Origin of the sequence: Pseudomonas sp. W22_MBD1_FP4 (genome assembly GCF_052113765.1) — a bacterium.
In the GTDB taxonomy this organism is placed as follows: domain Bacteria; phylum Pseudomonadota; class Gammaproteobacteria; order Pseudomonadales; family Pseudomonadaceae; genus Aquipseudomonas; species Aquipseudomonas sivasensis.
On record NZ_JBGQOI010000015.1, the window covers coordinates 150726 to 173141 of the forward strand.

Here is a 22416-nt window from a genome sequence, read left to right on the forward strand (position 1 = left end):
CATGTTGTGGCCAGGGACGCTGATCGGCGCCGGGGCTGGCTTTGCCATTGCCAGTATTCCGGGGGCCTTGTTGGGTGCATTGTTGGGGCAGGCGTTGGACCGCCGAATGCAATTGCGCAGTTGGGCTCAGTTGCGCGAGCGCATGGGCGGCCGCCCGGTGCTGCGCAATGATGAGTTGTTGTTTGTATTGCTCGGGCGCCTGGCCAAAAGCAACGGGCGCGTGGTGGACGGGCATATCCAGCAGGCGCGTCAGGAGATGCGCTCGCTGGACATGACCGAGTCCGCCCAGCGCCGCGCGATTGCGGCGTTCAATCGCGGTAAGTCGGGCTCCGACCGTATGCGCAGTTATCTGCGCGTGCTCAAGGCTCAGCCCCATGCGGCGGAGGGAGTGTTGCGCGCCTGTTGGCGGATGGTGTGGGCGGACGGCAAGGCGGATGATGCCGAGCGCGACCTGATCAACCTGTGGGGCAAGTGGTTGGGCTGGACGCCGCAGCAGCTTCAGGCCTTGGCGGCGGACTACACGCCTGAGCGCAAGCCGCTGGTCAATCGAGGCACGACCTATCAGGAAGCGTTGCGACTGCTCGGCGTCACCGCTACCACCGAGCCGTCGGTCATCAAACGTGCCTATCGCCGCCTGCTGAGCCGTCACCATCCGGACAAGGTGGCCGGTAGTGGCGCCAGTCTCGCGCAAGTGCGTGAGGCGACCGAGCGAACCCGTGAATTACACAATGCTTACTCGTTGATTCGCGAGCGCCGGGATTTTCGCTAGATGCCGCTCTTTCACGGATAACCACATTCCGATGTGGGAGAGGAGCAAGCCCCTCCCACATTGTTTTTGTGCTGTTCTTCAGTCGGCGCTGGCCTGCGGGCTCAACCACCCGCGAATCCTGCGATACAACTGCTCCTGCTCGGCTGCGCTATTGCCGGGCACGGTTTTCAATGACACCTGCTTATAGCCATCATTCTTCAATCGCTTGGCAGCCTGCGCACGGGCCTGAGCGTTTTTGCTTGCCTGCGCGTTGTCTTGATAGAAGACATCGGCAGTCGGCAGTTTCAGGCCGGGCGCCAGTTGCTGCACGTCCGGATGGCGTCCGTTAGGCGTCTGCGCCGCGACCATCACAAATTTCTGCACCTGGGACGGTTGTTTCTCGGTGAGATAACGCGCGGCCCACCAGGCGCCTGTGCCATGACCCAGCAGCACCACACTGCGTGCGTTCTGGGTCTGGGCGAAGGCCACGGCAGCGTCGATGCGGTCGAAGATGCGCGAGGCGTCGGTCTTGTCCTGCTCGTCGGCGCCCGGCACCACTGACGGATCGGTGCCCTCGGCTTCGGCGCTGGCGGCTTGTTCGATCGGTTTGTCGGCGGTGCTCGCTTCTTTGCTGCTGGTGTCGACAGTGGCTTTGGGTGCTTCCATAACGCGCGGCGGCAGGGTATCTACGCTCACATCCGGCAATGACAGGCTGAGGCTGCCCCAATTGGCGTCGGGAAATTTGCGCCGCAACGGGCCGATTGCTTGCGGCCAGTCAGCACTTTCACCGCTGCCCGGTACGATAATCACCACACCTTCGGGTTCGGCGCTGTTGGCCGGTTTCCACAGGGCGAGGAATGAGTCGCTGCCAGCCTGCAATTGTTGCTGTTCCTGCTGAGGGATGGTGCGCTCCAGCGCGGTGGCGTCTTCCTGGCTGCGCTCAAGCAGAGGCTGGCGCTCGACGGGTTTTTCGTCGGCCGGCGCGGGGGCGTCGGCGGCCTGTACAGAAAAGGCACTGGTAAACAGCAGCGACAGGCACAATGCTGGCAGTGCCGAACGGTTTCGATAGGGCATCGTAGATTTCCGGCCAGAAGAGATTCCAGCAGCCTAATGGGTTGGTCAGTTTTTGTCAGTGATGTGAGACGTGGATCATGGGTTTTCGCTGTCTGCTGGTTATCGGCTGTTTGTGCGTCGCCTTGATGGCGAACGCCTCCCCTACGCCTGCCGCCCCGCAGGCGCAGCTCAATGCGCAGCAGCGCGAATGGCTGGCCCAGCACCCGGAGTTGCGGGTGGGCGTAGTGCTGCAGTTGCCTTACGCGCAATACGACCGTCGCTTGCAGCGCTTGTCCGGGGCCAATGTGGAGTTGATGCAGTGGCTGGCCAAGGCGCTGAATGTCGAGCTGACCTGGCGCAATTTCCCCAACCAGGAGCAACTGGAAGCCGCCGTCCGCGACGACGAAGTGGACATTGCCCCCGGCCTGCAACAAACCCCAGCCGGCTTGCGCCTGTGGTTATTCAGCGACCCGTACATGCGTGTGCCCCAGCATATCGTCGGCATCCGCGAGGGCGGCGGCGCGGTTGAGCTGGAAAAACTGGACGATCAATCCCGCGTCGCCGTGCGCATGCCCAGCGCCGTGGCCGATTACCTGCGCAGCACTTATCCCAACCTCAACCTGCAAGGTGTGCCCATTGAACGCCAGGCCTTGCAGTTGTTGGTCAGCCAGCAAGCGCGTTATGCCGTGGTAGATGAAGCGCAATTAAGCCGATTATCCGGCGAGGCCGAGTTCGCCGGTTTGGCGGTGGTGGGGGACATCGGTCTGCCGCAATTGTTGCGGGTGGCCACACGGCGCGATTGGCCCGAACTGGCGGGCATCATGGAAAGTGCCTTGGGCGCTATCCCCGCCCGAGACCTTGACCAACTGCATAGCCGCTGGCTGCAACCCAAATACCCACGGTTATCGGAGTCGCCTGGGTTGTGGCAGAACCTCAGCCTGTTACTGAGCCTGCTGCTGCTCGCCAGTTTGGCGACCGTGTTCTGGCAGCGCCGCCAGCAACGTGTGTTGGAGCATGGCCTGCTGGCCGCCCGTGAAGAAAGCGCCGCCCGCGCAGCTGGTGCCGAAGCGCTGCGGTTGACACAGTTTTCCATCGACCAAAGCACCGTCGGCATCCTGTGGGTCAACTGGGACAGCCATGTGCGCTACGCCAACCACGCCGCCGAAAGCATGCTCGGTTATGCTCCTGGCGCACTGATCGAGCGGCCGCTGGTTGACCTCGACCCGACCCTGGACATGGACCGCTGGCTCAATTTGTGGAAGCGCGCACGGGCCAGCGAAGAGGGACCACAGAACTTCGCCACCGATTGTTTGCGCGCCGACGGCAGCATCCTGCCGGCCAACGTGTCCTTGAGCTTTTTGCGGTTTGCCGAGGCTGAGTACTTGGTGGTTTACCTGAACGACGTCACCGAGTTGCGCCGCACGCTGGCCGCGTTGATGCAAAGCGAAGCGCAACTACGCGAACTGTCGGCCCACCTGGAAACCGTGCGCGAGGAAGAAAAAGCCCGCATCGCCCGGGAAGTGCATGACGAACTCGGTCAGATGCTCACCGTGCTCAAGTTGGAAACGTCCATGTGCGAGCTGGCTTATGCGCAACTGGACCCTGGCCTGCACGAGCGCTTGAACAGCATGAAGCGCCTGATTGCTCAACTGTTCCAACTGGTGCGGGACGTCGCGACGGCGCTGCGCCCACCGATTCTCGATGCTGGCATTGCCTCCGCCGTTGAATGGCAAGCCCGTCGTTTTGAAGCGCGCACGCAGATTCCCTGCCTGGTTCAGGTGCCGGATAACCTGCCGACCCTGAGCGACGCCAAGGCCATCGGCCTGTTTCGTATCCTGCAGGAGGCGCTGACCAACGTGATGCGCCATGCCCAGGCGCATACTGTGGAGCTGACGCTGGCCATAGAAGGCTCGGATTTGCGGTTGACCATCAGCGACGACGGCGTGGGTTTCGTCCAGCCTGAAGGGCGTGCGGTATCGTTTGGCCTGGTCGGTATGCGCGAGCGGGTGCTGATCATGGGCGGGCAATTGAGCCTGCACAGCGAGTTGGGGGAGGGCACCACCCTGAGTGTGACGGTGCCGCTGGATGCATAACGCCAAGAGGAAGTCCCTGTGATCCGTGTACTGGTAGCCGAAGACCACACCATCGTTCGTGAAGGCATCAAACAACTGATCGGCCTGGCCAAAGACCTGCTGGTGGTGGGGGAGGCTAGCAATGGCGAGCAGTTGCTGGAGACGTTGCGCCACGTGCCGTGCGAGGTAGTGTTGCTGGACATCTCGATGCCCGGCGTCAACGGCCTGGAAGCGATTGCGCGTATCCGTGCGTTGAGCAACCCGCCGGCGATCCTGGTGCTGTCGATGCACGACGAAGCGCAAATGGCAGCCCGAGCCCTGAAAGTCGGTGCCGCCGGATACGCCACCAAGGACAGCGACCCGGCGCTGTTGCTGACGGCGATCCGCAAAGTCGCAGCCGGCGGGCGTTATATAGACCCGGACCTGGCCGACCGTATGGTGTTTGAAGTCGGTCTGACCGACGCCCGGCCATTGCATTCGTTGCTGTCGGAACGGGAGTTCTCGGTGTTCGAACGCTTGGCGCAGGGCGCCAACGTCAATGACATCGCCCAGCAACTGGCGCTGAGCAGCAAGACCATCAGCACTCACAAGGCGCGATTGATGCAAAAGCTCAATATCACCTCCCTGGCTGAGCTGGTGAAGTACGCCATGGAACACAAGCTGTTGTGATGACATGCCTGTTTGCGACCTGCTTCAAACCCCGCTGACGCCATTCCCGGCGCTTCGCACCGCAGCACTGTTCCATCCCCGCCATCCGTGTAGGGCAATCCCTACCCCCAAGCTTCCATCCTGCTGATGCAATTCTCTCCTGGCCCCCGATTTCCGGGGCCTCGCGCCTGGACTACGCTTGTGCCACAGCAGTCCAAAACACAAAGGTGCGGGTATGAGCGAGGTGGATTCAAATGATGTGCTGGTCAGCTTTCGTGGCGTGCAGAAGAGCTACGACGGCGAGAACCTGATCGTCAAAGACCTCAACCTGGAAATTCGCAAGGGCGAGTTCCTCACCTTGCTCGGGCCTTCCGGTTCGGGCAAGACCACCAGCCTGATGATGCTCGCCGGGTTTGAGACGCCGACTGCCGGTGAAATCCAGCTGGCCGGGCGCTCCATCAACAACGTGCCGCCGCACAAGCGCGACATTGGCATGGTGTTCCAGAACTACGCGCTGTTCCCGCACATGACCGTGGCCGAGAACCTGGCGTTTCCCTTGTCCGTGCGCGGTTTGAGCAAGACCGATGTCAGTGAGCGGGTCAAGCGCGTGCTGAGCATGGTCCAGCTCGACGCGTTCGCCCAGCGCTACCCGGCGCAACTGTCCGGCGGCCAGCAACAGCGTGTGGCCCTGGCCCGCGCGTTGGTGTTCGAACCGCAACTGGTACTGATGGATGAACCGCTCGGCGCTCTCGACAAGCAATTGCGCGAACACATGCAGATGGAGATCAAGCACCTGCACCAACGTCTCGGCGTGACAGTGGTGTACGTGACCCATGACCAGGGTGAAGCCCTGACCATGTCCGACCGCGTGGCGGTGTTCCATCAGGGCGAGATCCAGCAGATCGCCCCGCCGCGCACGCTGTATGAAGAACCGAAGAACACCTTCGTCGCTAACTTTATTGGCGAGAACAACCGCCTCAACGGCCGCTTGCACAGCCACACCGGCGACCGCTGCGTGGTCGAGCTGGCGCGGGGCGAGAAGGTTGAAGCACTGGCGATCAATGTCGGCCAGATCGGTGGCCCTGTAACGCTATCGGTGCGTCCGGAACGGGTCAGCCTCAATGGCTCCAGCGAAAGCTGCGTCAACCGCTTCTCCGGGCGGGTGGCCGAATTTATCTACCTGGGCGACCACGTGCGTGTGCGCCTGGAAGTCTGCGGCAAGACCGATTTTTTTGTGAAACAACCGATTGCCGAGCTGGACCCAGCACTGGCGGTCGGCGACGTGGTACCGATTGGCTGGCAAGTCGAGCACGTTCGCGCACTCGACCCACTTCTAGAGGCGAATTGATCGCCCCATGGCTTCACCAACCCTGCACGTGGAGAGAACAACAATGTTGAGATCCCTGAAGTATTCCGTCCTGGCCTTGAGCTTGATGGGCGCGACACAGGCCATGGCCGGCCCGGACCTGACCGTCGTGTCCTTTGGTGGCGCGAACAAGGCTGCACAGGTCAAGGCCTTCTATGCACCGTGGGAAAGCGCGGGCAACGGCAAGATCGTCGCCGGTGAGTACAACGGTGAGATGGCTAAGGTCAAAGCCATGGTCGACACCAAAAGCGTGTCCTGGGACCTGGTAGAAGTGGAATCGCCGGAACTGTCCCGCGGTTGTGACGAAGACATGTTCGAACCGCTGGACCCGAAACTGTTCGGCGACAGCGCCAACTACGTGAAGGGTGCGATCCAGCCATGCGGCGTGGGTTTCTTCGTATGGTCGACTGTGTTGGCGTACAACGCCGACAAACTGGCTTCCGCGCCAACCAGTTGGGCGGATTTCTGGGACACCAAGAAATTCCCGGGCAAGCGCGGCCTGCGCAAAGGCGCCAAGTACACCCTGGAATTCGCCTTGATGGCCGACGGCGTAGCGCCGAAGGACGTGTACAAAGTGCTGGCCGGCAAAGATGGCCAAGACCGTGCGTTCAAGAAACTCGACGAACTCAAGCCGTCGATCCAATGGTGGGAAGCTGGCGCACAACCGCCGCAGTACCTCGCATCGGGTGACGTGGTGATGAGCTCGGCTTACAACGGCCGAATCGCTGCCGTGCAGAAAGAAAGCAACCTGAAAGTGGTGTGGAACGGCGGCATCTACGACTTCGATGCATGGGCGATTCCAAAAGGCCTGGCCAAGGATCGCGCAGAAGCAGCGAAGAAATTCATCGCCTTCTCGGTCGCACCGCAGCAGCAGAAGACCTACTCGGAAAACATCGCCTACGGCCCGGCCAACACCCAAGCCGTACCGTTGCTGGCCAAGGACATCCTCAAGGACATGCCGACTACGCCAGAGAACATCGCCAACCAGGTGCAGATCGACGTGAGCTTCTGGGCGGACAACGGCGAGCAGCTTGAGCAGCGCTTCAATTCTTGGGCTGCCAAGTAACCCGCCTGCTGTGTTCAAGGGGCTTTTGTGGTGAGCGGGCTTGCCCCGCGCTGGGCTGCGAAGCAGTCCCAAACCAGGCGCCGTGTTCTGTCTGAAAGAACGCGGTGACTGTCAGAGGGGCCGCTTCGCCGCCCAGCGCGGGGCATGCCCGCTCACCACAGCGTCTGAGCCCAGGCACAGGTTTGTCGTCACTTTCAGATTTTCGGAGTTAGCCATGGCCATCGCCGTTCCCTCGAACGAGGTCAACAGCCCCACCCTCAAGCAGCGCCTGGCGCGTGCCGAGCGGGTCAATCGCTGGAAGGCCCAGGCCTTGATTGCACCGCTGGTGCTGTTTTTGCTGCTGGTGTTTCTGGTGCCGATCGTCGCGCTTTTGTTCAAGAGCGTCGGTAATCCGGAAGTGGTGGGCGGCCTGCCGCGTACCGTGGTGGCGGTGACTGCCTGGGACGGCCGTGGTCTGCCGGGTGAACCGGTGTATCAGGCTCTCAGTGAAGACCTGGGTGAGGCGCGCAAAAACCAGACCCTGGGCGATCTGTCCAAACGCTTGAACATGGAGCTGGCCGGCTATCGCAGCCTGCTGACCAAAACCGCGCGGGCGCTGCCGTTCACCGAAGCGCCTGCCTCCTATAAAGAAGCGCTGGAAACCCTCGACGAACGCTGGGGCGACCCGGCGTACTGGCAAGCGATCCGGCGTAATACCAGCAGCCTGACACCGTTCTACCTGCTGGCGGCCGTCGATCACCGCATCGACGACCTCGGCGAAGTGGCCCCGGCCACCCCGGATCAGGCGATCTATCTGGATATCTTTGCCCGTACCTTCTGGATGGGCCTGGTGATCACCGTGATCTGCCTGTTGTTGGCCTATCCCCTGGCGTATCTGCTGGCCAACCTGCCGGCGCGTAAAAGCAACCTGCTGATGATTCTCGTACTGCTGCCGTTTTGGACCTCGATCCTGGTGCGAGTGGCAGCGTGGATCGTGCTGTTGCAATCCGGCGGTCTGATCAACAGTGCGCTGATGGGCATGGGCCTGATCGATAAGCCCCTGGAGTTGGTGTTCAACCGCACCGGTGTCTACATCTCCATGGTGCACATCCTGTTGCCGTTCATGATTCTGCCGATCTACAGCGTGATGAAAGGCATCTCGCCGACCTACATGCGTGCGGCGATTTCCCTGGGCTGCCACCCGTTCGCCAGTTTTTGGCGCGTGTACTTCCCGCAGACCTACGCCGGCGTTGGCGCTGGTTGCCTGTTGGTGTTCATCCTGGCGATTGGTTACTACATCACCCCGGCACTGTTGGGCAGCCCGAACGACCAGATGGTCAGCTACTTCGTGGCCTTCTACACCAACACCAGCATCAATTGGGGCATGGCGACGGCGTTGGGCGGCTTACTGCTGCTGGCGACCGTGGTGCTGTACCTGATCTACAACCGTTTGGTCGGCGCCAGCCGCCTGCGCCTGAGCTGAGGAGACCTTGCGATGCTGAGCCCTTATATGTCGCCCGTTGAGCGGGTTTGGTTCTACAGCTTGCGGATCCTCTGCGGCTTGATTCTGCTGTTCCTGATCTTGCCCGTGCTGGTGATCATCCCGCTGTCGTTCAACAGCGGCAGTTTTCTGGTGTACCCGTTGCAGGGCTTCTCGCTGCACTGGTACCAGGACTTCTTCGCTTCGGCCGAATGGATGCGAGCGCTGAAGAACAGCATCATCGTCGCCCCGGCGGCCACCGTGCTGGCCATGGTGTTTGGTACGCTGGCGGCGATTGGCCTGACCCGTGGCAATTTCCCCGGCAAAGCACTGGTCATGGCGCTGGTGATTTCGCCGATGGTGGTACCGGTGGTGATCATCGGCGTGGCCAGCTACCTGTTTTTTGCGCCGCTGGGTTTGGGTAACAGCTTTTTCTCGCTGATCGTGGTGCACGCGGTGTTGGGTGTCCCTTTTGTGATCATCACGGTGTCGGCGACGTTGCAGGGTTTTAACCACAATCTGGTGCGTGCAGCGGCCAGCCTGGGGGCTTCGCCACTGACTGCGTTTCGTCGGGTGACCTTGCCGTTGATTGCGCCGGGGGTGATCTCCGGGGCGCTGTTTGCGTTCGCGACCTCGTTCGACGAGGTGGTGGTGACGCTGTTCCTCGCCGGCCCTGAACAAGCGACCCTGCCACGGCAGATGTTCAGCGGTATCCGCGAAAACCTCAGCCCCACGATTGCGGCGGCGGCGACGTTGCTGATTGCCTTCTCGGTGTTGCTGTTGCTGACCCTGGAATGGCTGCGCGGCCGTAGCGAGAAACTGCGTACTGCCCAAGTCTAAAGCCCAGCACAGAACCCATGTGGGAGGGGGCAAGCCTCCTCCCATATGGGTTCTGTGACCATTCAGCTGCTGAATGAAAGACAACCTGTTTCGGTCAGCTACTCTTGTGCCAGCCCATCGACTAATAAGAGGCCGCGCACATGAGTACTTCCTCATTCAAGATCGCCCACAAATTGCTGACCGGCGCTGGCGCCATCGAACAACTGGCCTTTGAACTCACGCGCCTGGATGTGGATAACCCGCTGATCGTGACCGACGCCGTGCTGGTCAAATCCGGCACCGTGGCGCTGGCGCTTGAACACCTGGGTGAACGCCCCTACGAAATTTTTGATCGCGTGCTGCCCGACCCGGAAATCGCCATCGTCGAAGACTGCATGCAGGCTTATCGCGACGGCGGGCACGACGGCCTGATTGGGCTGGGCGGCGGCAGTGCCATCGACATCGCTAAAAGTGTGGCCGCCTACGCCGGTTACCATGGCGCCCTGGCCGACTTGTTTGGTGTCGACCAGGTACCGCGCAAGGGCCCGCCGCTGATCGCCATCCCGACTACGGCCGGCACCGGCTCGGAGGTGACCAATGTGGCGATCCTCTCCGACAAGGCCGCACAGCTGAAAAAAGGCATCGTCAGCGACTACCTTTTGCCGGATGTGGCGCTGATCAGCCCGCAAATGACCCTGACCTGCCCACGCAGTGTCACCGCCGCCAGTGGTGTAGATGCACTGGTGCATGCCATTGAGTCCTACCTGTCGCTGAATGCCTCTCCGATCACGGACGCCTTGGCCATCGGCGCAATCAAGCTGATCGCCAAGGCGCTGCCCAAGGCCTACGCCAACCCCGCCAACCTCCAGGCCCGCGACGACATGGCCACCGCCAGCCTGATGGCCGGCATGGCGTTCGGGAATGCCGGGGTGGGTGCGGTGCACGCGTTGGCTTATCCACTGGGCGGGCGTTTCAATATCGCCCATGGCGTGAGTAACGCGCTGTTACTGCCTTATGTGATGCACTGGAACAAGCTGGCGTGTGTCGAGCGGATGCAGGACATTGCCCAGGCCATGGGCGTGAATATCACGGGGTTGAGTGCCAATGACGCGGCCGACCAGGCGGTCGAGGCGATGACGCGACTCTGCGCCGCAGTGGAGATCCCGGAAGGGCTTCACAGTTTCGGGATTCCCGAAGGCGCAATTCCCACCATGGCCGCCGAAGCGGCAGGTATCGAACGGTTGATGCGTAACAACCCGCGCAAGCTCAGCGTGGCGGATATCGAGAAAATCTACCGGGCCGCTTACTAGCCATTGAGCCAGGTCACGGTGCGCGCAGCAAAGCATGAGGTATACAATGCGCGCCATCGTGATTTAGCTCAAAAAAGGTGCGTCATGCAGCCCTTCGTCATTGCTCCATCGATTCTCTCCGCCGATTTTGCCCGCCTGGGTGAGGAAGTGGACAACGTGTTGGCCGCTGGTGCCGACTTCGTGCACTTCGATGTCATGGACAACCACTACGTGCCCAACCTGACCATCGGTCCGATGGTCTGCGCAGCGTTGCGCAAATACGGCGTTACCGCGCCGATCGATGCGCACCTGATGGTGAGCCCGGTAGACCGCATCATCGGCGACTTCATCGAAGCCGGTGCAACCTACATCACCTTCCACCCGGAAGCCTCGCTGCACGTCGACCGTACCTTGCAACTGATCCGCGAAGGCGGCTGCAAGGCGGGCCTGGTGTTCAACCCGGCTACCCCGTTGGACGTGCTCAAGTACGTGATGGACAAGGTCGACATGGTGTTGCTGATGAGCGTCAACCCAGGTTTCGGCGGGCAGAAGTTCATCCCCGGCACCCTCGACAAGCTGCGCGAAGCCCGCGCGCTGATCGATGCGTCCGGTCGTGATATCCGCCTGGAAATCGACGGTGGGGTCAACGTCAACAATATCCGTGAAATCGCAGCGGCCGGCGCCGATACGTTCGTGGCCGGTTCGGCGATCTTCAACGCGCCGAACTACCAGGAAGTCATCGACAAGATGCGTGCCGAACTGGCGCTGGCACGTCCATGAGCGGCTTTGAGCAGCTGTTTCCCGGCAAACTGCCACGGTTGGTGATGTTCGATCTGGACGGTACGCTGATCGACTCGGTGCCAGACCTGGCGGCGGCGGTGGACCAAATGCTGCTCAAGCTGGGACGCAAGCCGGCGGGGATCGAGTCTGTACGCGAATGGGTTGGCAATGGTGTGCAGATGCTGGTGCGCCGGGCCCTGGCTAACCATATCGACGCTGAAGGCGTCGATGACGTGGAAGCCGAGCACGCGCTGGAGTTATTCAATGCTGCTTATGAGGACGGCCACGAACTGACCGTGGTTTACCCCGGCGTGCGCGACACCCTCAAATGGCTGCACAAACAGGGCGTGGAAATGGCCCTGATCACCAACAAGCCGGAGCGCTTCGTAGCGCCGCTGTTGGACCAGATGAAAATCGGCCGGTATTTCCGCTGGATCATCGGTGGCGATACCTTGCCACAGAAGAAACCCGACCCGGCGGCGCTGTTTTTCGTGATGAAAATGGCCAATATCCCGGCGTCCCAGTCGCTGTTTGTCGGCGACTCGCGCAGTGATGTGCAGGCGGCAAAAGCCGCGGGTGTTCAGTGTGTAGCCCTAAGCTACGGTTATAACCATGGCCGGCCGATTGCCGAAGAGTCGCCGGCGCTGGTCATTGATGACCTGCGACTGCTAATCCCCGGTTGCTTGGGAGCGGGCGCTGAGATAACGTTGCCCGACATCGATAAGTCCCCTTCTGGAAATTCCATCGTGGTGGTCACTCGCAAACTCTGGATGAAAGTCATCAAGGCCCTGGCCCGCTGGCGTTGGCGCGCCTGACTGATCCTGGCCGCGCCCTGCGGCACGTTTGCATACCTGACTGTTAGACCCTCACGCCACGAGGCACATCATGATCCGCGAAGAATTCCTGCGTTTGGCCGCTGCCGGCTATAACCGTATCCCCCTGGCCTGCGAAACCCTGGCCGACTTCGACACGCCACTGTCGATCTACCTGAAACTGGCCGACGAGCCCAACTCCTATCTGCTGGAGTCGGTACAGGGCGGCGAGAAGTGGGGCCGTTACTCGATCATCGGCCTGCCATGCCGCACGGTGCTGCGGGTACACGACCATCATGTGAGCATTACCCATGATGGCGTCGAGATCGAAAGCCATGACGTTGAAGACCCGCTTGCCTTCGTCGAAGCCTTCAAGGCGCGCTACAACGTGCCGACCATTGCGGGTCTGCCGCGTTTTAACGGCGGGCTGGTGGGTTACTTCGGCTACGACTGCGTGCGTTACGTGGAAAAACGCCTGGGCAAATGCCCGAACCCGGACCCGCTGGGCGTGCCGGATATTCTGCTGATGGTGTCTGACGCGGTGGTGGTTTTCGACAACCTCGCCGGCAAGATGCACGCGATTGTGCTCGCTGACCCATCCCAAGCTGACGCCTTCGAACAGGGCCTGGCCAGCCTGGAAGCCCTTCTGGAAAAACTGCGCCAGCCGATCACCCCGCGTCGCGGCCTGGACCTCAGCCGTCCACCGGCGAGCGATCCGGTGTTCCGCTCCAGCTTTACCCAGGATGACTACGAGCGCGCCGTCGATACCATCAAGGAATACATCCTCGCCGGTGACTGCATGCAGGTGGTGCCGTCGCAACGTATGTCCATCGACTTCAAGGCCGCGCCTATCGACCTGTACCGGGCGCTGCGCTGCTTCAACCCGACGCCGTACATGTACTTCTTCAACTTTGGTGACTTCCACGTAGTGGGTAGCTCGCCGGAAGTGCTGGTGCGTGTCGAGGATAACCTGATCACCGTGCGCCCGATCGCCGGCACTCGTCCGCGTGGCGCGACTGAAGAAGCGGATCTGGCGCTGGAAGAAGACCTGCTCAGCGACGATAAGGAAATCGCCGAGCACTTGATGCTGATCGACCTGGGCCGTAACGACACGGGGCGTGTTTCGGAAATTGGCTCGGTGAAGCTGACCGAGAAGATGGTCATCGAGCGTTATTCCAACGTGATGCACATCGTGTCCAACGTCACCGGTGAGCTGAAAGCCGGGTTGACGGCGATGGACGCACTGCGGGCGATTCTGCCGGCGGGCACGTTGTCGGGCGCGCCGAAGATTCGCGCGATGGAAATCATCGACGAGTTGGAACCGGTCAAGCGTGGTGTCTACGGCGGCGCCGTGGGGTATTTCGCCTGGAACGGCAACATGGACACCGCTATTGCGATCCGCACGGCAGTGATCAAGGACGGGGAGCTGCATGTGCAGGCCGGTGGCGGGATCGTCGCCGACTCGGTACCGGCCCTCGAATGGGAAGAAACCCTGAACAAGCGCCGCGCGATGTTCCGCGCTGTTGCGCTGGCTGAACAGACCCCCAATTCCTGAGGTTTCCCCATGTTGCTGATGATTGATAACTACGATTCCTTTACCTACAACGTTGTGCAGTACCTGGGCGAACTCGGTGCCGAGGTCAAGGTGGTGCGCAACGACGAGCTGACCGTGGCCGAGATCGCCGCGCTGAATCCCGAGCGCATCGTGGTTTCGCCGGGCCCGTGCACGCCGACCGAGGCGGGTATTTCTCTCGAAGCCATCAAGTACTTCGCCGGCAAGCTGCCAATCCTGGGTGTATGCCTGGGCCACCAATCCATTGGCCAGGCCTTTGGTGGTGACGTGGTGCGTGCGCGCCAAGTGATGCACGGCAAGACCAGTCCGGTGTTCCATAAGGACCTGGGCGTATTCCAGGCACTCAACAACCCGGTGACTGTGACTCGCTACCACTCGCTGGTGGTCAAGCGCGAAACCCTGCCGGAATGTCTGGAGCTGACTGCCTGGACACAGCTGGAAGACGGCTCGGTCGACGAGATCATGGGCCTGCGTCACAAGACACTGAACATCGAAGGGGTGCAATTTCACCCCGAGTCGATCCTGACCGAGCAGGGCTACGAGCTGTTCGCCAACTTTCTCAAGCAGAGCGGCGGCACGCGCTAAGGACTTTCCATGGATATCAAGACTGCCCTGAGCCGTATCGTCGGCCATCTGGACCTGAGCACCGCTGAAATGAGCGATGTGATGCGCGAGATCATGACCGGCCAATGCACTGACGCGCAGATCGGCGCGTTTATGATGGCAATGCGCATGAAGAGCGAGAGCATCGACGAGATCGTCGGCGCGGTTTCGGTGATGCGTGAGTTGGCCGACAAGGTCGAGCTTAAAACCCTCGACGGTGTGGTCGATGTGGTTGGCACCGGCGGCGACGGTGCGAATATTTTCAACGTGTCGACGGCTTCATCCTTTGTGGTCGCGGCGGCGGGCTGCACCGTAGCCAAGCACGGTAACCGTGCGGTGTCCGGTAAGAGCGGCAGTGCCGACCTGCTGGAAGCGGCCGGTATCTACTTGAACCTGACACCGGTACAAGTGGCGCGCTGCATCGACAACGTCGGCATCGGCTTTATGTTTGCCCAGTCCCATCATGGTGCAATGAAGCACGCCGCCGGTCCGCGCAAAGACCTTGGCCTGCGTACGCTGTTCAACATGCTCGGCCCGCTTACGAATCCGGCCGGTGTAAAGCACCAGGTGGTGGGCGTATTCAGTCAGGCGTTGTGCAAACCGTTGGCTGAAGTGCTGCAACGCCTGGGCAGCAAGCATGTGCTGGTGGTGCATTCCAAAGATGGCCTGGATGAATTCAGCCTGGCCGCGCCGACCTTTGTGGCGGAGCTGAAGAATGACCAGATCACCGAGTACTGGGTCGAGCCAGAAGACCTGGGCATGAAGAGCCAGAGCCTGCATGGCTTGGCGGTAGAAAGCCCGGCGGCGTCCCTGGAGTTGATTCGCGATGCTTTGGGGCGGCGTAAGACTGAGAACGGTCAAAAAGCTGCGGAAATGATTGTTCTGAATGCTGGCGCGGCACTTTACGCTGCCGACCATGCCTATAGTCTTAAGGAAGGTGTCGAATTGGCCCACGATGCGCTGCACACCGGTCTGGCTCGTGAAAAGCTCGAAGAGCTGGGAGCATTCACCGCTGTATTCAAGATGGAGAATGAAGGATGAGTGTTCCGACCGTTCTGGAAAAGATCCTGGCCCGCAAGGCTGAAGAAGTCGCCGAACGCCGTGCCCGTGTGAGCCTGGCCGAGCTGGAAGCCCAAGCGAAAGCCGCTGACGCACCGCGTGGATTTGCCAATGCACTGATCGCCCAGGCCAAGCTCAAGCATCCGGCGGTGATCGCGGAGATCAAGAAGGCTTCGCCGAGCAAGGGTGTGATCCGCGAGCACTTTGTGCCAGCGGAAATCGCGGTCAGCTACGAAAAGGGCGGGGCGACATGCCTGTCCGTATTGACTGATATCGATTATTTCCAGGGTTCCGACCTGTTCCTGCAGCAGGCCCGTGCGGCGTGCAAGTTACCGGTGATCCGCAAGGATTTCATGGTCGACCCGTACCAGATCGTCGAAGCCCGTGCCTTGGGCGCCGACTGCGTTCTGCTGATCGTCTCCGCTCTGGATGACGTGAAGATGGCCGAGTTGGCGGCCGTGGCCAAAAGCGTCGGCCTGGACGTGCTGGTGGAAGTGCACGACGGCGATGAGCTGGAGCGCGCACTCAAAACCCTCGACACACCGCTGGTGGGGGTCAACAACCGTAACCTGCACACCTTTGAAGTCAGCCTGGAAAACACTCTCGACCTGCTGCCGCGTATTCCACGCGACCGCCTGGTGATCACTGAGAGCGGCATTGTTAACCGCGCCGACGTGGAGCTGATGGAAATCAGCAACGTGTACTCGTTCCTGGTGGGCGAGACCTTCATGCGCGCCGAGAACCCGGGGGCGGAACTGCAGCGTCTGTTCTTCCCGGAGCGTGGCGTGGCGGTCAGCGGTTCAAATCTCGATTGATTTGACCCACGGTCAATATTTGAAATGCAGTCAAATGTGGGAGGGGGCTTGCTCCCGATAGCGGAGTGTCAGTTGACTTGTTCATCAACTGACAGAATGCCATCGGGAGCAAGCCCCCTTCCACATTGGGTCCTGTGGTTATGCCGATAGGTAGGTGTTAGATGACTCAGCCAGTAAAGATGACCGTCGAAGCAGGCCTTGCCGCCGAGCAAGCCTTGTTGGCTGCCGTTTGTGCTGGTGACCAGGAGTTCGGCCTGCTGTTCTGGCAACCCAGTGATCAAGCCTTGGTGATGCCGCGTCGTCTGAGTCGGTTGCCGGCATTCGAAGCCGCCAGCCAAGTCTCGGCCGATTACGGTTGGCCGGTGTTGCTGCGTGAGACCGGTGGCGAACCGGTGCCGCAGTCCAGCGCTACGGTCAATATCGCCCTGGTCTACGCTCCGCCGCGCAGTGAAGGCGATCAAGGCCGCATCGAAACCGGTTACCAGCGCCTATGCCAGCCGATTTGCGATTTACTCATCGAGTTGGGCGGCGATGCCTCCGTCGGGGAAATCGAAGGTGCATTCTGCGACGGTCGTTACAACGTCAACCTGAACGGGCGCAAAATGGTCGGCACGGCCCAGCGCTGGCGGCAAAGCGGTGGCCGCCCGGTAGGGTTGGTGCACGGTGCGTTGTTGCTGGATAACGATCGCGAAGAACTGATCGCGGCGGTCAATCGCTTCAACGAAGCCTGCGGTCTGGAGCAACGGGTTCGTGCCGACAGCCATATCGCCTTGCACGAAGCTTTCCCCGCGCCGGATGCCATCAGCCGATTGGATACCTTGTACCGTCAGATGCTGGCCAGCTTCCTGCCGGGTTAGCGAGTACCGAACACCACCATTGTCTTGCCTTTGACGTGGACCAGGTTGCGCTCTTCCAGGTCCTTGAGCACGCGGCCGACCATCTCTCGTGAACAGCCGACAATTCGCCCGATTTCCTGACGGGTGATCTTGATTTGCATGCCGTCGGGATGAGTCATTGCATCGGGCTGTTTGCACAGCTCCAGCAGGCAACGGGCCACGCGACCGGTAACGTCGAAGAATGCCAAGTCGCCGACCTTGCGCGTGGTGTCACGCAGGCGCTGGGCGATCTGACCGCTGAGTGCGTAGAGAATGTCGGGATCGTGTTGAGCCAGCTCGCGAAATTTGGTGTAACTGATCTCGGCCACTTCGCACTCGACCTTTGCCCGCACCCAGGCGCTACGCTCCTGTTCCTTGCCGGCTTGCTCAAACAGCCCCAGTTCCCCGAAGAAATCCCCCGTGTTCAGGTAGGCGATGATCATCTCGCGGCCGTCTTCATCCTCGATCAGAATGGTGACTGAGCCCTTGATAATGAAGAACAACGTTTCGGAGCGCTCGCCGGCGCAGATGATGTTGTGCTTGGCCGGGTAACGTCGGCGCTGGCAATGCATCAGCAGCTTGTCGAGATTCTTGATCTTGGGTATGGGCGTCAGAGCAACCATGGTTGTATCCCGAAAGGCAGCGCGAGGTGGTTGGAATTGTTGTACTCGGCGGTATCGGCATTGATACACGCTTTATAAAGGGTGGCAATGCGCCACTCATTTGGCGTCAGCTTAACAGACACATTCTGACTCGATTAGCCAATTTACCGAGCAAGCCCCGTTATTGATCACATAGATGGGAAACGCTGTCGCGCTCAGGCCCTGTGCTAAGCTGGCGACCCTTTTTTAGCAGTGGAGTCTGGGCGATGAAGGCACGCATCCAATGGGCGGGCGAAGCCATGTTCCTCGGTGAGTCGGGCAGTGGCCATGTAGTGGTCATGGATGGCCCGCCTGAAGCCGGTGGCCGCAACCTGGGCGTACGTCCGATGGAAATGCTCCTGCTGGGCGTGGGCGGTTGCAGCAATTTCGACGTGGTCAGCATCCTGAAAAAATCCCGACAGGCCGTGGAAAGCTGTGAAGCCTTCCTGGAAGCCGAGCGCGCCACTGAAGATCCCAAGGTGTTCACCAAGATCCATATGCACTTCGTGGTGAAGGGCCGAGGGCTGAAGGAGGCTCAGGTCAAGCGCGCCATCGAGCTGTCGGCAGAGAAGTACTGCTCGGCGTCGATCATGCTCGGTGCGGCCGGCGTGGCCATTACCCATGACTACGAGATTATCGAGTTGGGTTAATCGCCGATTGGCAAAAGAAAAGGGCGCTTTGAAAGCGCCCTTTTTTTCGGCTGCAGGTTTGCTCAGACGCGGTAGGTGCTTTTGGTCATGACCTTGGCAAGTAGGCTCATGCCGAAACGCACTGGCGCCGGGAAGCGGAAACCGCCTGCATCCAGTGCGCTTTCAGCGTGGTGTTCTTCATCGATACGCATCTGCTCAAGAATGGCCCGGGATTTTTCGTCTTCGGCCGGCAATTGTTCCAGGTGTTCATCCAAGTGCTTGCACACTTGATGTTCAGTCGCGGCGACAAAACCGAGGCTGACCTTGTCACTGATCAAGCCGGCAGCAGCGCCGATGCCGAACGACAAACCGTAAAACAGTGGATTCAGCACGCTGGGATGGCTACCCAGTTGACGGATGCGTTGCTCGCACCAGGCCAGGTGGTCGATTTCTTCCTCGGCCGCGTGCTCCATGGCCGCGCGTACCTGCGGCAGCTTGGCAGTCAGTGCCTGGCCTTGGTAAAGCGCCTGGGCACAGACTTCGCCGGTATGGTTGATGCGCATCAGGCCGGCGACATGACGAGTGTCGGTCTCGCTCATCTGCGCGTCAGGTTGCACGATGGCGGGCGACGGACGGTACGGTTGGCCACTGAAGGGCAGGAGTGTGCGCATGGCCGTGTCGGCTTGCAGCAATAGGCGATCAATCGGCGAGTAGTGACGTTGGGTAGTCATGCTGACCTCCGGGAAGAATCTCGGCGGCCAGTTTACCGCAAGAGATGGGCAAGCGTTTGCCCTGAGTCAATTTGCCTTTGTGGCGAGGGAGCTTGCTGCCGTCCGGCTGCGTCGCAGTCGCAAACTCCCCAATAATCCTCAGCCCGGTGGCCAGTTCATCTGGCGCTGACCCAGCACGTGCATATGGATGTGATAGACAGTCTGTCCGCCATCCTCATTGCAGTTCATTACTACGCGAAACCCTTTCTCGCAGCCTTGTTCCACGGCGAGGCGCTGGGCGGTAAACAGAATGTGCCCGGCCAGGGATTTGTCATCTTCCGTGAGGTCATTGAGGGTGCGGATAGGCTTCTTCGGGATCACCAGAAAATGCACTGGTGCCTGCGGGGCAATATCGTGAAAAGCGAGGACTTGATCATCTTCGTAGATGATCTTCGCGGGTATTTCTCTGTTGATGATCTTGGTGAACAGAGTATCCACAGCTGTTTCTCCATTATGAGCGTGCAGGGGTGAGTGTACCCACGCGGTCAGCGTGGGCAATAGGCCTTGTTGATGGCACCGGCTATTTTGCGCGTCAGCCAGCGCGGGCTTAGACGTGGGCTGAAGGCCAGCCAGCGATTACGGCGGCCGGGGATGATGATGGCTTTGTTCTTTTCCAATGCGCGTACGGTGTAGAGCGCGACCTCTTCCGGGCTCATCAGTTGTTCGCTGCGATCAAGCTTGGCGGTGTCCATTTGCGCGGTACCGAAGAACGCGGTGCGTGTCGGGCCAGGGCAAAGGACCGATACCTTGATGCCGCAGGTCTTCAGTTCTTCGCGCAAACCCTCGGAGAAATGCAGCACATAGGCCTTGCTGGCGTAGTAACTGCTCATCCACGGACCGGGTTGAAACGCGGCAATCGACGCAACGTTAAGAATTTGTCCGCCGCCCTGCAGCGCCATGGTATTGCCCAGGGCGTGACACATGCGGGTGAGGGCGAGGATGTTGACTTCAATAAGGTCTTGCTCGGTCATCCAGTCCTGGGCCAGGAATGGTCCGCTTGTGCCGATGCCGGCGCAGTTGACCAGCAAATCAATCTGCCGCTCGCCTTCTTCAAGCTCCAACAGGAATCCGGACAAGCGCAGCGGCTCGCCCAGGTCGCAGGCACGAAACAGCACCTCGACGCCGAAGCGCTGAGTCAATTCGAGTGCAATGCTTTCCAACTGATCACGCTGGCGGGCCACCAGAATCAAGCTGCGGCCGCGACGGGCCAGGGCTTCTGCCAAGGCGAGGCCAATGCCGCTGGAGGCACCGGTGATCAGAGCGTAACGGGTCATGCCTTTCTCCATCGCAACGCCCCCATCAATGATGGAGGCATCACGGATGGGGGCGTTTCTTTACTGTTCTTCTGCAGAGTCTACAGGTTCGGCCGCTTCGTCAGCACTTTGGGCGTCTTCTTCATCAACGATGACGCTTTGATCGGCGTCTTCATCGGAGGTGATGGAGCTGCTTTCGTAGCTGCTGTCGACGTTGGATTCGAGTTGGTCCAGGTAGCCGTTCATGCCCAGCGACACGACGAGGATGAGCATCAGAGGAATGAATGCCAGCCACAGAGAGGCCAGAACCTTTACCGCAGTGGAGTTACGCGGTGGCGGTGCGCCGTATTGGTTGGCACCCGAGTTACCTGGCACTACCAGCAGCAACAGCGGGAAAATGCTGTTTACCAGCGGCACGAGGTTCAGCAGGTACAGCCAGCCAGACCAGCCCAGGTCGTGCAAGCGCTGGACCCCGATTTGCACACTCACGACTACAACCGCAACGAACAGCGCTAAACCGAGCAGCGAGCCAACAATGATGGCTATCGTCGGTGACGCGGTCGCGATGGCGAAGCCTACAGTACTAAGGATGCCTGCTGCGACGAGCATTGCGACGGTCAGTACCAGCGTCCATGCCAAATACCGCAGACGGCCAATACGGCCATTGATCGTGAAGATCTTGAGATCGGCGTATTCAGGGTGGCTGTCACCCACGGCAGCACGCGGAGGCGCGTACGGTGAAGCGGCTGGGCGAGAGAAGTCTGTTGCACCAGAGCTCGTCTCGTGTGTTTCGGCAAGGCTGAAGGCTACGGGCTGTTCGGCCTCGATGCGCGCGTCGACGCCAGCGTTCTTCAGAGCGGTGAGGTAGGTTTCGGCGTCGGGGCGTGACAGGTCGCGTTTTAGTGCAACCGGGCGACCGGTGAAGAGTTTCTCGATGTCCTCGACGGTGCTTTTGAACAGCTCAGCCAGGTTCAGCTTGGCCGTGGTGCTTTCGACACCCGGGAGCAAGGCTCCATCAAAAACAATCTTGAAGCGGTTGTCGCTCATGCGGGCTTCCTTGTCACTTATTCAGGTGGGGGTGCGGGCCTGCTCAATTGGCAGGCCTGTCGGTTGGGTCAGCGTGGCCAGCGCAATTGTGCGGCCTGCTCGCGCGCCTTGCGGTATTCGGCATCGAGGCGGGCAACGAGTTCATCGACGCTGGGCAAATCATTAATCTCACCGACGCCTTGGCCGGCGGACCATACGGTCTTCCATGCTTTGGCTTCGTCGCTCAGCGGTTTGAGCTTGGAACCGAAGTTCACTTCGCCTTTGCCTTGCAGGGCGGCGAGGTCGAACCCGGCATTTTCCAGGCTTTGGCGCATAAAGCTAGCGGGAACGCCGGAGACTGCGGGAGTGTGCACGATGTCGGCGGCGCGCGATGTGAGCAGCATCTCTTTATAGGCATCTGGGGCGTGGCTTTCGGTGGTACCGATGAAGCGCGTGCCGAAATATGCCAGGTCTGCGCCCAGTAACTGGGCGGCGAGGATTTCGTGTCCATGATTGAGGCACCCGGCCAGCAGCAGGGTTTTGTCGAAGAACTGTCGAATCTCGGCAATCAGCGAGAACGGGCTCCAGGTGCCGGCATGGCCACCGGCACCGGCAGCCACAGCAATCAGGCCATCTACACCGGCTTCAGCGGCTTTTTCGGCATGGCGCCGGGTGGTGACATCGTGGAACACCAGCCCGCCGTAGCTGTGCACGGCATCTACCAACTCTTTCACCGCGCCCAAACTGGTGATCACGATCGGCACCTTGTGCTCAACGCAGATCGCCAGATCCGCCTCCAGGCGAGGGTTACTGTTGTGCACGATAAGGTTGACGGCGTACGGCGCTGGATTGTCCAACTGCGCAAGGCCCGCTTCGATTTCCTCCAGCCAGGCTTTGAAGCCACTGCTCTCGCGCTGGTTGAGCGCAGGAAAGCTCCCGACCACGCCATTGCGGCAGCAGGCCAGGACCAGTTGTGGATTGGAAATCAGGAACATCGGCGCAGCCACCACGGGCAGGCGCAGACGTTGTTCAAGCAGAGCGGGCAGCGACATTGGAGGTA

The 22416-nt window shown here is 60.5% G+C and carries 23 protein-coding genes; 16 read left to right on the forward strand and 7 right to left on the reverse strand.

Annotated elements, in window-relative coordinates; genetic code table 11:
• Position 1: 1 nt before the first annotated feature.
• Positions 2-769, forward strand: coding sequence for a TerB family tellurite resistance protein (locus ACEN2T_RS19885; RefSeq protein WP_032883850.1), 768 nt, complete (start codon positions 2-4; stop codon positions 767-769).
• Between the two features lie 78 nt (positions 770-847).
• On the opposite strand, the gene ACEN2T_RS19890 is transcribed toward ACEN2T_RS19885, so the two are convergent.
• Positions 848-1822, reverse strand: coding sequence for an alpha/beta hydrolase family protein (locus ACEN2T_RS19890; RefSeq protein WP_122763571.1), 975 nt, complete (start codon positions 1820-1822; stop codon positions 848-850).
• Positions 1823-1899: 77 nt separating this feature from the next.
• Here ACEN2T_RS19890 and ACEN2T_RS19895 point away from each other — a divergent pair, with 77 nt between their 5' ends.
• The 14 genes from ACEN2T_RS19895 (at position 1900) to ACEN2T_RS19960 (ending at position 17019) form a co-directional block, all read left to right on the forward strand.
• On the forward strand, positions 1900-3894 hold the full coding sequence (locus tag ACEN2T_RS19895; protein ID WP_122756339.1) for a PAS domain-containing sensor histidine kinase: 1995 nt from the start codon (positions 1900-1902) through the stop codon (positions 3892-3894).
• Between the two features lie 18 nt (positions 3895-3912).
• On the forward strand, positions 3913-4542 hold the full coding sequence (locus ACEN2T_RS19900; protein WP_032883847.1) for a response regulator: 630 nt from the start codon (positions 3913-3915) through the stop codon (positions 4540-4542).
• A gap of 214 nt (positions 4543-4756) precedes the next feature.
• On the forward strand, positions 4757-5869 hold the full coding sequence (locus tag ACEN2T_RS19905) for an ABC transporter ATP-binding protein (protein ID WP_442117349.1): 1113 nt from the start codon (positions 4757-4759) through the stop codon (positions 5867-5869).
• Positions 5870-5912: 43 nt separating this feature from the next.
• Positions 5913-6953 (forward strand): ABC transporter substrate-binding protein, encoded by a 1041-nt coding sequence (locus tag ACEN2T_RS19910; RefSeq protein ID WP_032883845.1) that lies wholly within the window; start codon positions 5913-5915, stop codon positions 6951-6953.
• A gap of 214 nt (positions 6954-7167) precedes the next feature.
• A complete protein-coding gene (locus ACEN2T_RS19915) occupies positions 7168-8415 on the forward strand; it encodes an ABC transporter permease (protein ID WP_032883844.1) in 1248 nt (415 codons plus the stop codon).
• Positions 8416-8427: 12 nt separating this feature from the next.
• Entirely contained in the window at positions 8428-9252 is an 825-nt protein-coding gene (locus ACEN2T_RS19920; RefSeq protein ID WP_017739612.1) for an ABC transporter permease, read from the forward strand.
• A 140-nt stretch (positions 9253-9392) separates the two neighbouring features.
• A complete protein-coding gene (locus ACEN2T_RS19925) occupies positions 9393-10541 on the forward strand; it encodes an iron-containing alcohol dehydrogenase (protein ID WP_032883843.1) in 1149 nt (382 codons plus the stop codon).
• An 84-nt stretch (positions 10542-10625) separates the two neighbouring features.
• Positions 10626-11300: a ribulose-phosphate 3-epimerase gene (gene rpe, locus ACEN2T_RS19930; protein WP_032883842.1), complete on the forward strand. Its 675-nt coding sequence runs from the start codon at positions 10626-10628 to the stop codon at positions 11298-11300.
• Entirely contained in the window at positions 11297-12115 is an 819-nt protein-coding gene (locus ACEN2T_RS19935; RefSeq protein WP_099601621.1) for a phosphoglycolate phosphatase, read from the forward strand. Before rpe ends, ACEN2T_RS19935 begins: the two co-directional genes overlap by 4 nt.
• Positions 12116-12185: 70 nt before the next feature.
• Complete coding sequence (gene trpE, locus ACEN2T_RS19940; protein ID WP_032883839.1) at positions 12186-13667, forward strand: anthranilate synthase component I; 1482 nt, start codon at positions 12186-12188, stop codon at positions 13665-13667.
• A 9-nt stretch (positions 13668-13676) separates the two neighbouring features.
• Positions 13677-14270, forward strand: a complete 594-nt coding sequence (locus tag ACEN2T_RS19945; protein WP_024077700.1) for an aminodeoxychorismate/anthranilate synthase component II — start codon at positions 13677-13679, stop codon at positions 14268-14270.
• 9 nt (positions 14271-14279) lie between these two features.
• A complete protein-coding gene (trpD, locus tag ACEN2T_RS19950; RefSeq protein ID WP_032883837.1) occupies positions 14280-15329 on the forward strand; it encodes an anthranilate phosphoribosyltransferase in 1050 nt (349 codons plus the stop codon).
• The gene (gene trpC, locus ACEN2T_RS19955; RefSeq protein WP_442117350.1) at positions 15326-16162 is read left to right on the forward strand and encodes an indole-3-glycerol phosphate synthase TrpC; all 837 of its coding nucleotides are present in this window, start codon (positions 15326-15328) and stop codon (positions 16160-16162) included. The genes trpD and trpC overlap by 4 nt, the downstream gene beginning before the upstream one ends.
• A 161-nt stretch (positions 16163-16323) precedes the next feature.
• A complete protein-coding gene (locus ACEN2T_RS19960) occupies positions 16324-17019 on the forward strand; it encodes a lipoate--protein ligase family protein (RefSeq protein WP_032883833.1) in 696 nt (231 codons plus the stop codon).
• Here ACEN2T_RS19960 and crp read toward each other — a convergent pair.
• The gene (crp, locus tag ACEN2T_RS19965) at positions 17016-17660 is read right to left on the reverse strand and encodes a cAMP-activated global transcriptional regulator CRP (RefSeq protein ID WP_032883832.1); all 645 of its coding nucleotides are present in this window, start codon (positions 17658-17660) and stop codon (positions 17016-17018) included. The genes ACEN2T_RS19960 and crp overlap by 4 nt on opposite strands.
• A 245-nt stretch (positions 17661-17905) precedes the next feature.
• On the opposite strand from crp, the gene ACEN2T_RS19970 reads away from it, so the two are divergent.
• Positions 17906-18328, forward strand: a complete 423-nt coding sequence (locus ACEN2T_RS19970) for an OsmC family protein (RefSeq protein ID WP_003176451.1) — start codon at positions 17906-17908, stop codon at positions 18326-18328.
• Positions 18329-18390: 62 nt separating this feature from the next.
• Here ACEN2T_RS19970 and coq7 read toward each other — a convergent pair whose 3' ends face one another.
• The 5 genes from coq7 to ACEN2T_RS19995 form a co-directional block, all read right to left on the reverse strand.
• Positions 18391-19038, reverse strand: coding sequence for a 2-polyprenyl-3-methyl-6-methoxy-1,4-benzoquinone monooxygenase (coq7, locus tag ACEN2T_RS19975; RefSeq protein WP_032883831.1), 648 nt, complete (start codon positions 19036-19038; stop codon positions 18391-18393).
• 138 nt (positions 19039-19176) lie between these two features.
• On the reverse strand, positions 19177-19515 hold the full coding sequence (locus ACEN2T_RS19980) for a histidine triad nucleotide-binding protein (RefSeq protein ID WP_032883829.1): 339 nt from the start codon (positions 19513-19515) through the stop codon (positions 19177-19179).
• A 47-nt stretch (positions 19516-19562) separates the two neighbouring features.
• Positions 19563-20351: an SDR family NAD(P)-dependent oxidoreductase gene (locus tag ACEN2T_RS19985; protein WP_181642903.1), complete on the reverse strand. Its 789-nt coding sequence runs from the start codon at positions 20349-20351 to the stop codon at positions 19563-19565.
• 60 nt (positions 20352-20411) lie between these two features.
• A complete protein-coding gene (locus tag ACEN2T_RS19990) occupies positions 20412-21377 on the reverse strand; it encodes a DUF805 domain-containing protein (protein WP_032883827.1) in 966 nt (321 codons plus the stop codon).
• Positions 21378-21445: 68 nt separating this feature from the next.
• Positions 21446-22408 carry an NAD(P)H-dependent flavin oxidoreductase gene (locus tag ACEN2T_RS19995; protein WP_095185033.1) on the reverse strand — a complete coding sequence of 321 codons (963 nt, stop codon included), beginning with the start codon at positions 22406-22408 and terminating at the stop codon, positions 21446-21448.
• Positions 22409-22416 lie beyond the last annotated feature (8 nt).

Excerpts from the sequence above, each read along its gene's own strand:
- ACEN2T_RS19885 (WP_032883850.1), top strand. The coding sequence starts at position 2 with ATGTTGTGGCCAGGGACGCTGATCGGCGCCGGGGCTGGCTTTGCCATT.
- ACEN2T_RS19890 (WP_122763571.1), bottom strand. The coding sequence starts at position 1,822 with ATGCCCTATCGAAACCGTTCGGCACTGCCAGCATTGTGCCTGTCGCTG.
- ACEN2T_RS19895 (WP_122756339.1), top strand. The coding sequence starts at position 1,900 with ATGGGTTTTCGCTGTCTGCTGGTTATCGGCTGTTTGTGCGTCGCCTTG.
- ACEN2T_RS19905 (WP_442117349.1), top strand. The coding sequence starts at position 4,757 with ATGAGCGAGGTGGATTCAAATGATGTGCTGGTCAGCTTTCGTGGCGTG.
- ACEN2T_RS19910 (WP_032883845.1), top strand. The coding sequence starts at position 5,913 with ATGTTGAGATCCCTGAAGTATTCCGTCCTGGCCTTGAGCTTGATGGGC.
- ACEN2T_RS19915 (WP_032883844.1), top strand. The coding sequence starts at position 7,168 with ATGGCCATCGCCGTTCCCTCGAACGAGGTCAACAGCCCCACCCTCAAG.
- ACEN2T_RS19920 (WP_017739612.1), top strand. The coding sequence starts at position 8,428 with ATGCTGAGCCCTTATATGTCGCCCGTTGAGCGGGTTTGGTTCTACAGC.
- ACEN2T_RS19925 (WP_032883843.1), top strand. The coding sequence starts at position 9,393 with ATGAGTACTTCCTCATTCAAGATCGCCCACAAATTGCTGACCGGCGCT.
- rpe (WP_032883842.1), top strand. The coding sequence starts at position 10,626 with ATGCAGCCCTTCGTCATTGCTCCATCGATTCTCTCCGCCGATTTTGCC.
- ACEN2T_RS19935 (WP_099601621.1), top strand. The coding sequence starts at position 11,297 with ATGAGCGGCTTTGAGCAGCTGTTTCCCGGCAAACTGCCACGGTTGGTG.
- trpE (WP_032883839.1), top strand. The coding sequence starts at position 12,186 with ATGATCCGCGAAGAATTCCTGCGTTTGGCCGCTGCCGGCTATAACCGT.
- ACEN2T_RS19945 (WP_024077700.1), top strand. The coding sequence starts at position 13,677 with ATGTTGCTGATGATTGATAACTACGATTCCTTTACCTACAACGTTGTG.
- trpD (WP_032883837.1), top strand. The coding sequence starts at position 14,280 with ATGGATATCAAGACTGCCCTGAGCCGTATCGTCGGCCATCTGGACCTG.
- trpC (WP_442117350.1), top strand. The coding sequence starts at position 15,326 with ATGAGTGTTCCGACCGTTCTGGAAAAGATCCTGGCCCGCAAGGCTGAA.
- ACEN2T_RS19960 (WP_032883833.1), top strand. The coding sequence starts at position 16,324 with ATGACTCAGCCAGTAAAGATGACCGTCGAAGCAGGCCTTGCCGCCGAG.
- crp (WP_032883832.1), bottom strand. The coding sequence starts at position 17,660 with ATGGTTGCTCTGACGCCCATACCCAAGATCAAGAATCTCGACAAGCTG.
- ACEN2T_RS19970 (WP_003176451.1), top strand. The coding sequence starts at position 17,906 with ATGAAGGCACGCATCCAATGGGCGGGCGAAGCCATGTTCCTCGGTGAG.
- coq7 (WP_032883831.1), bottom strand. The coding sequence starts at position 19,038 with ATGACTACCCAACGTCACTACTCGCCGATTGATCGCCTATTGCTGCAA.
- ACEN2T_RS19985 (WP_181642903.1), bottom strand. The coding sequence starts at position 20,351 with ATGACCCGTTACGCTCTGATCACCGGTGCCTCCAGCGGCATTGGCCTC.
- ACEN2T_RS19990 (WP_032883827.1), bottom strand. The coding sequence starts at position 21,377 with ATGAGCGACAACCGCTTCAAGATTGTTTTTGATGGAGCCTTGCTCCCG.
- ACEN2T_RS19995 (WP_095185033.1), bottom strand. The coding sequence starts at position 22,408 with ATGTCGCTGCCCGCTCTGCTTGAACAACGTCTGCGCCTGCCCGTGGTG.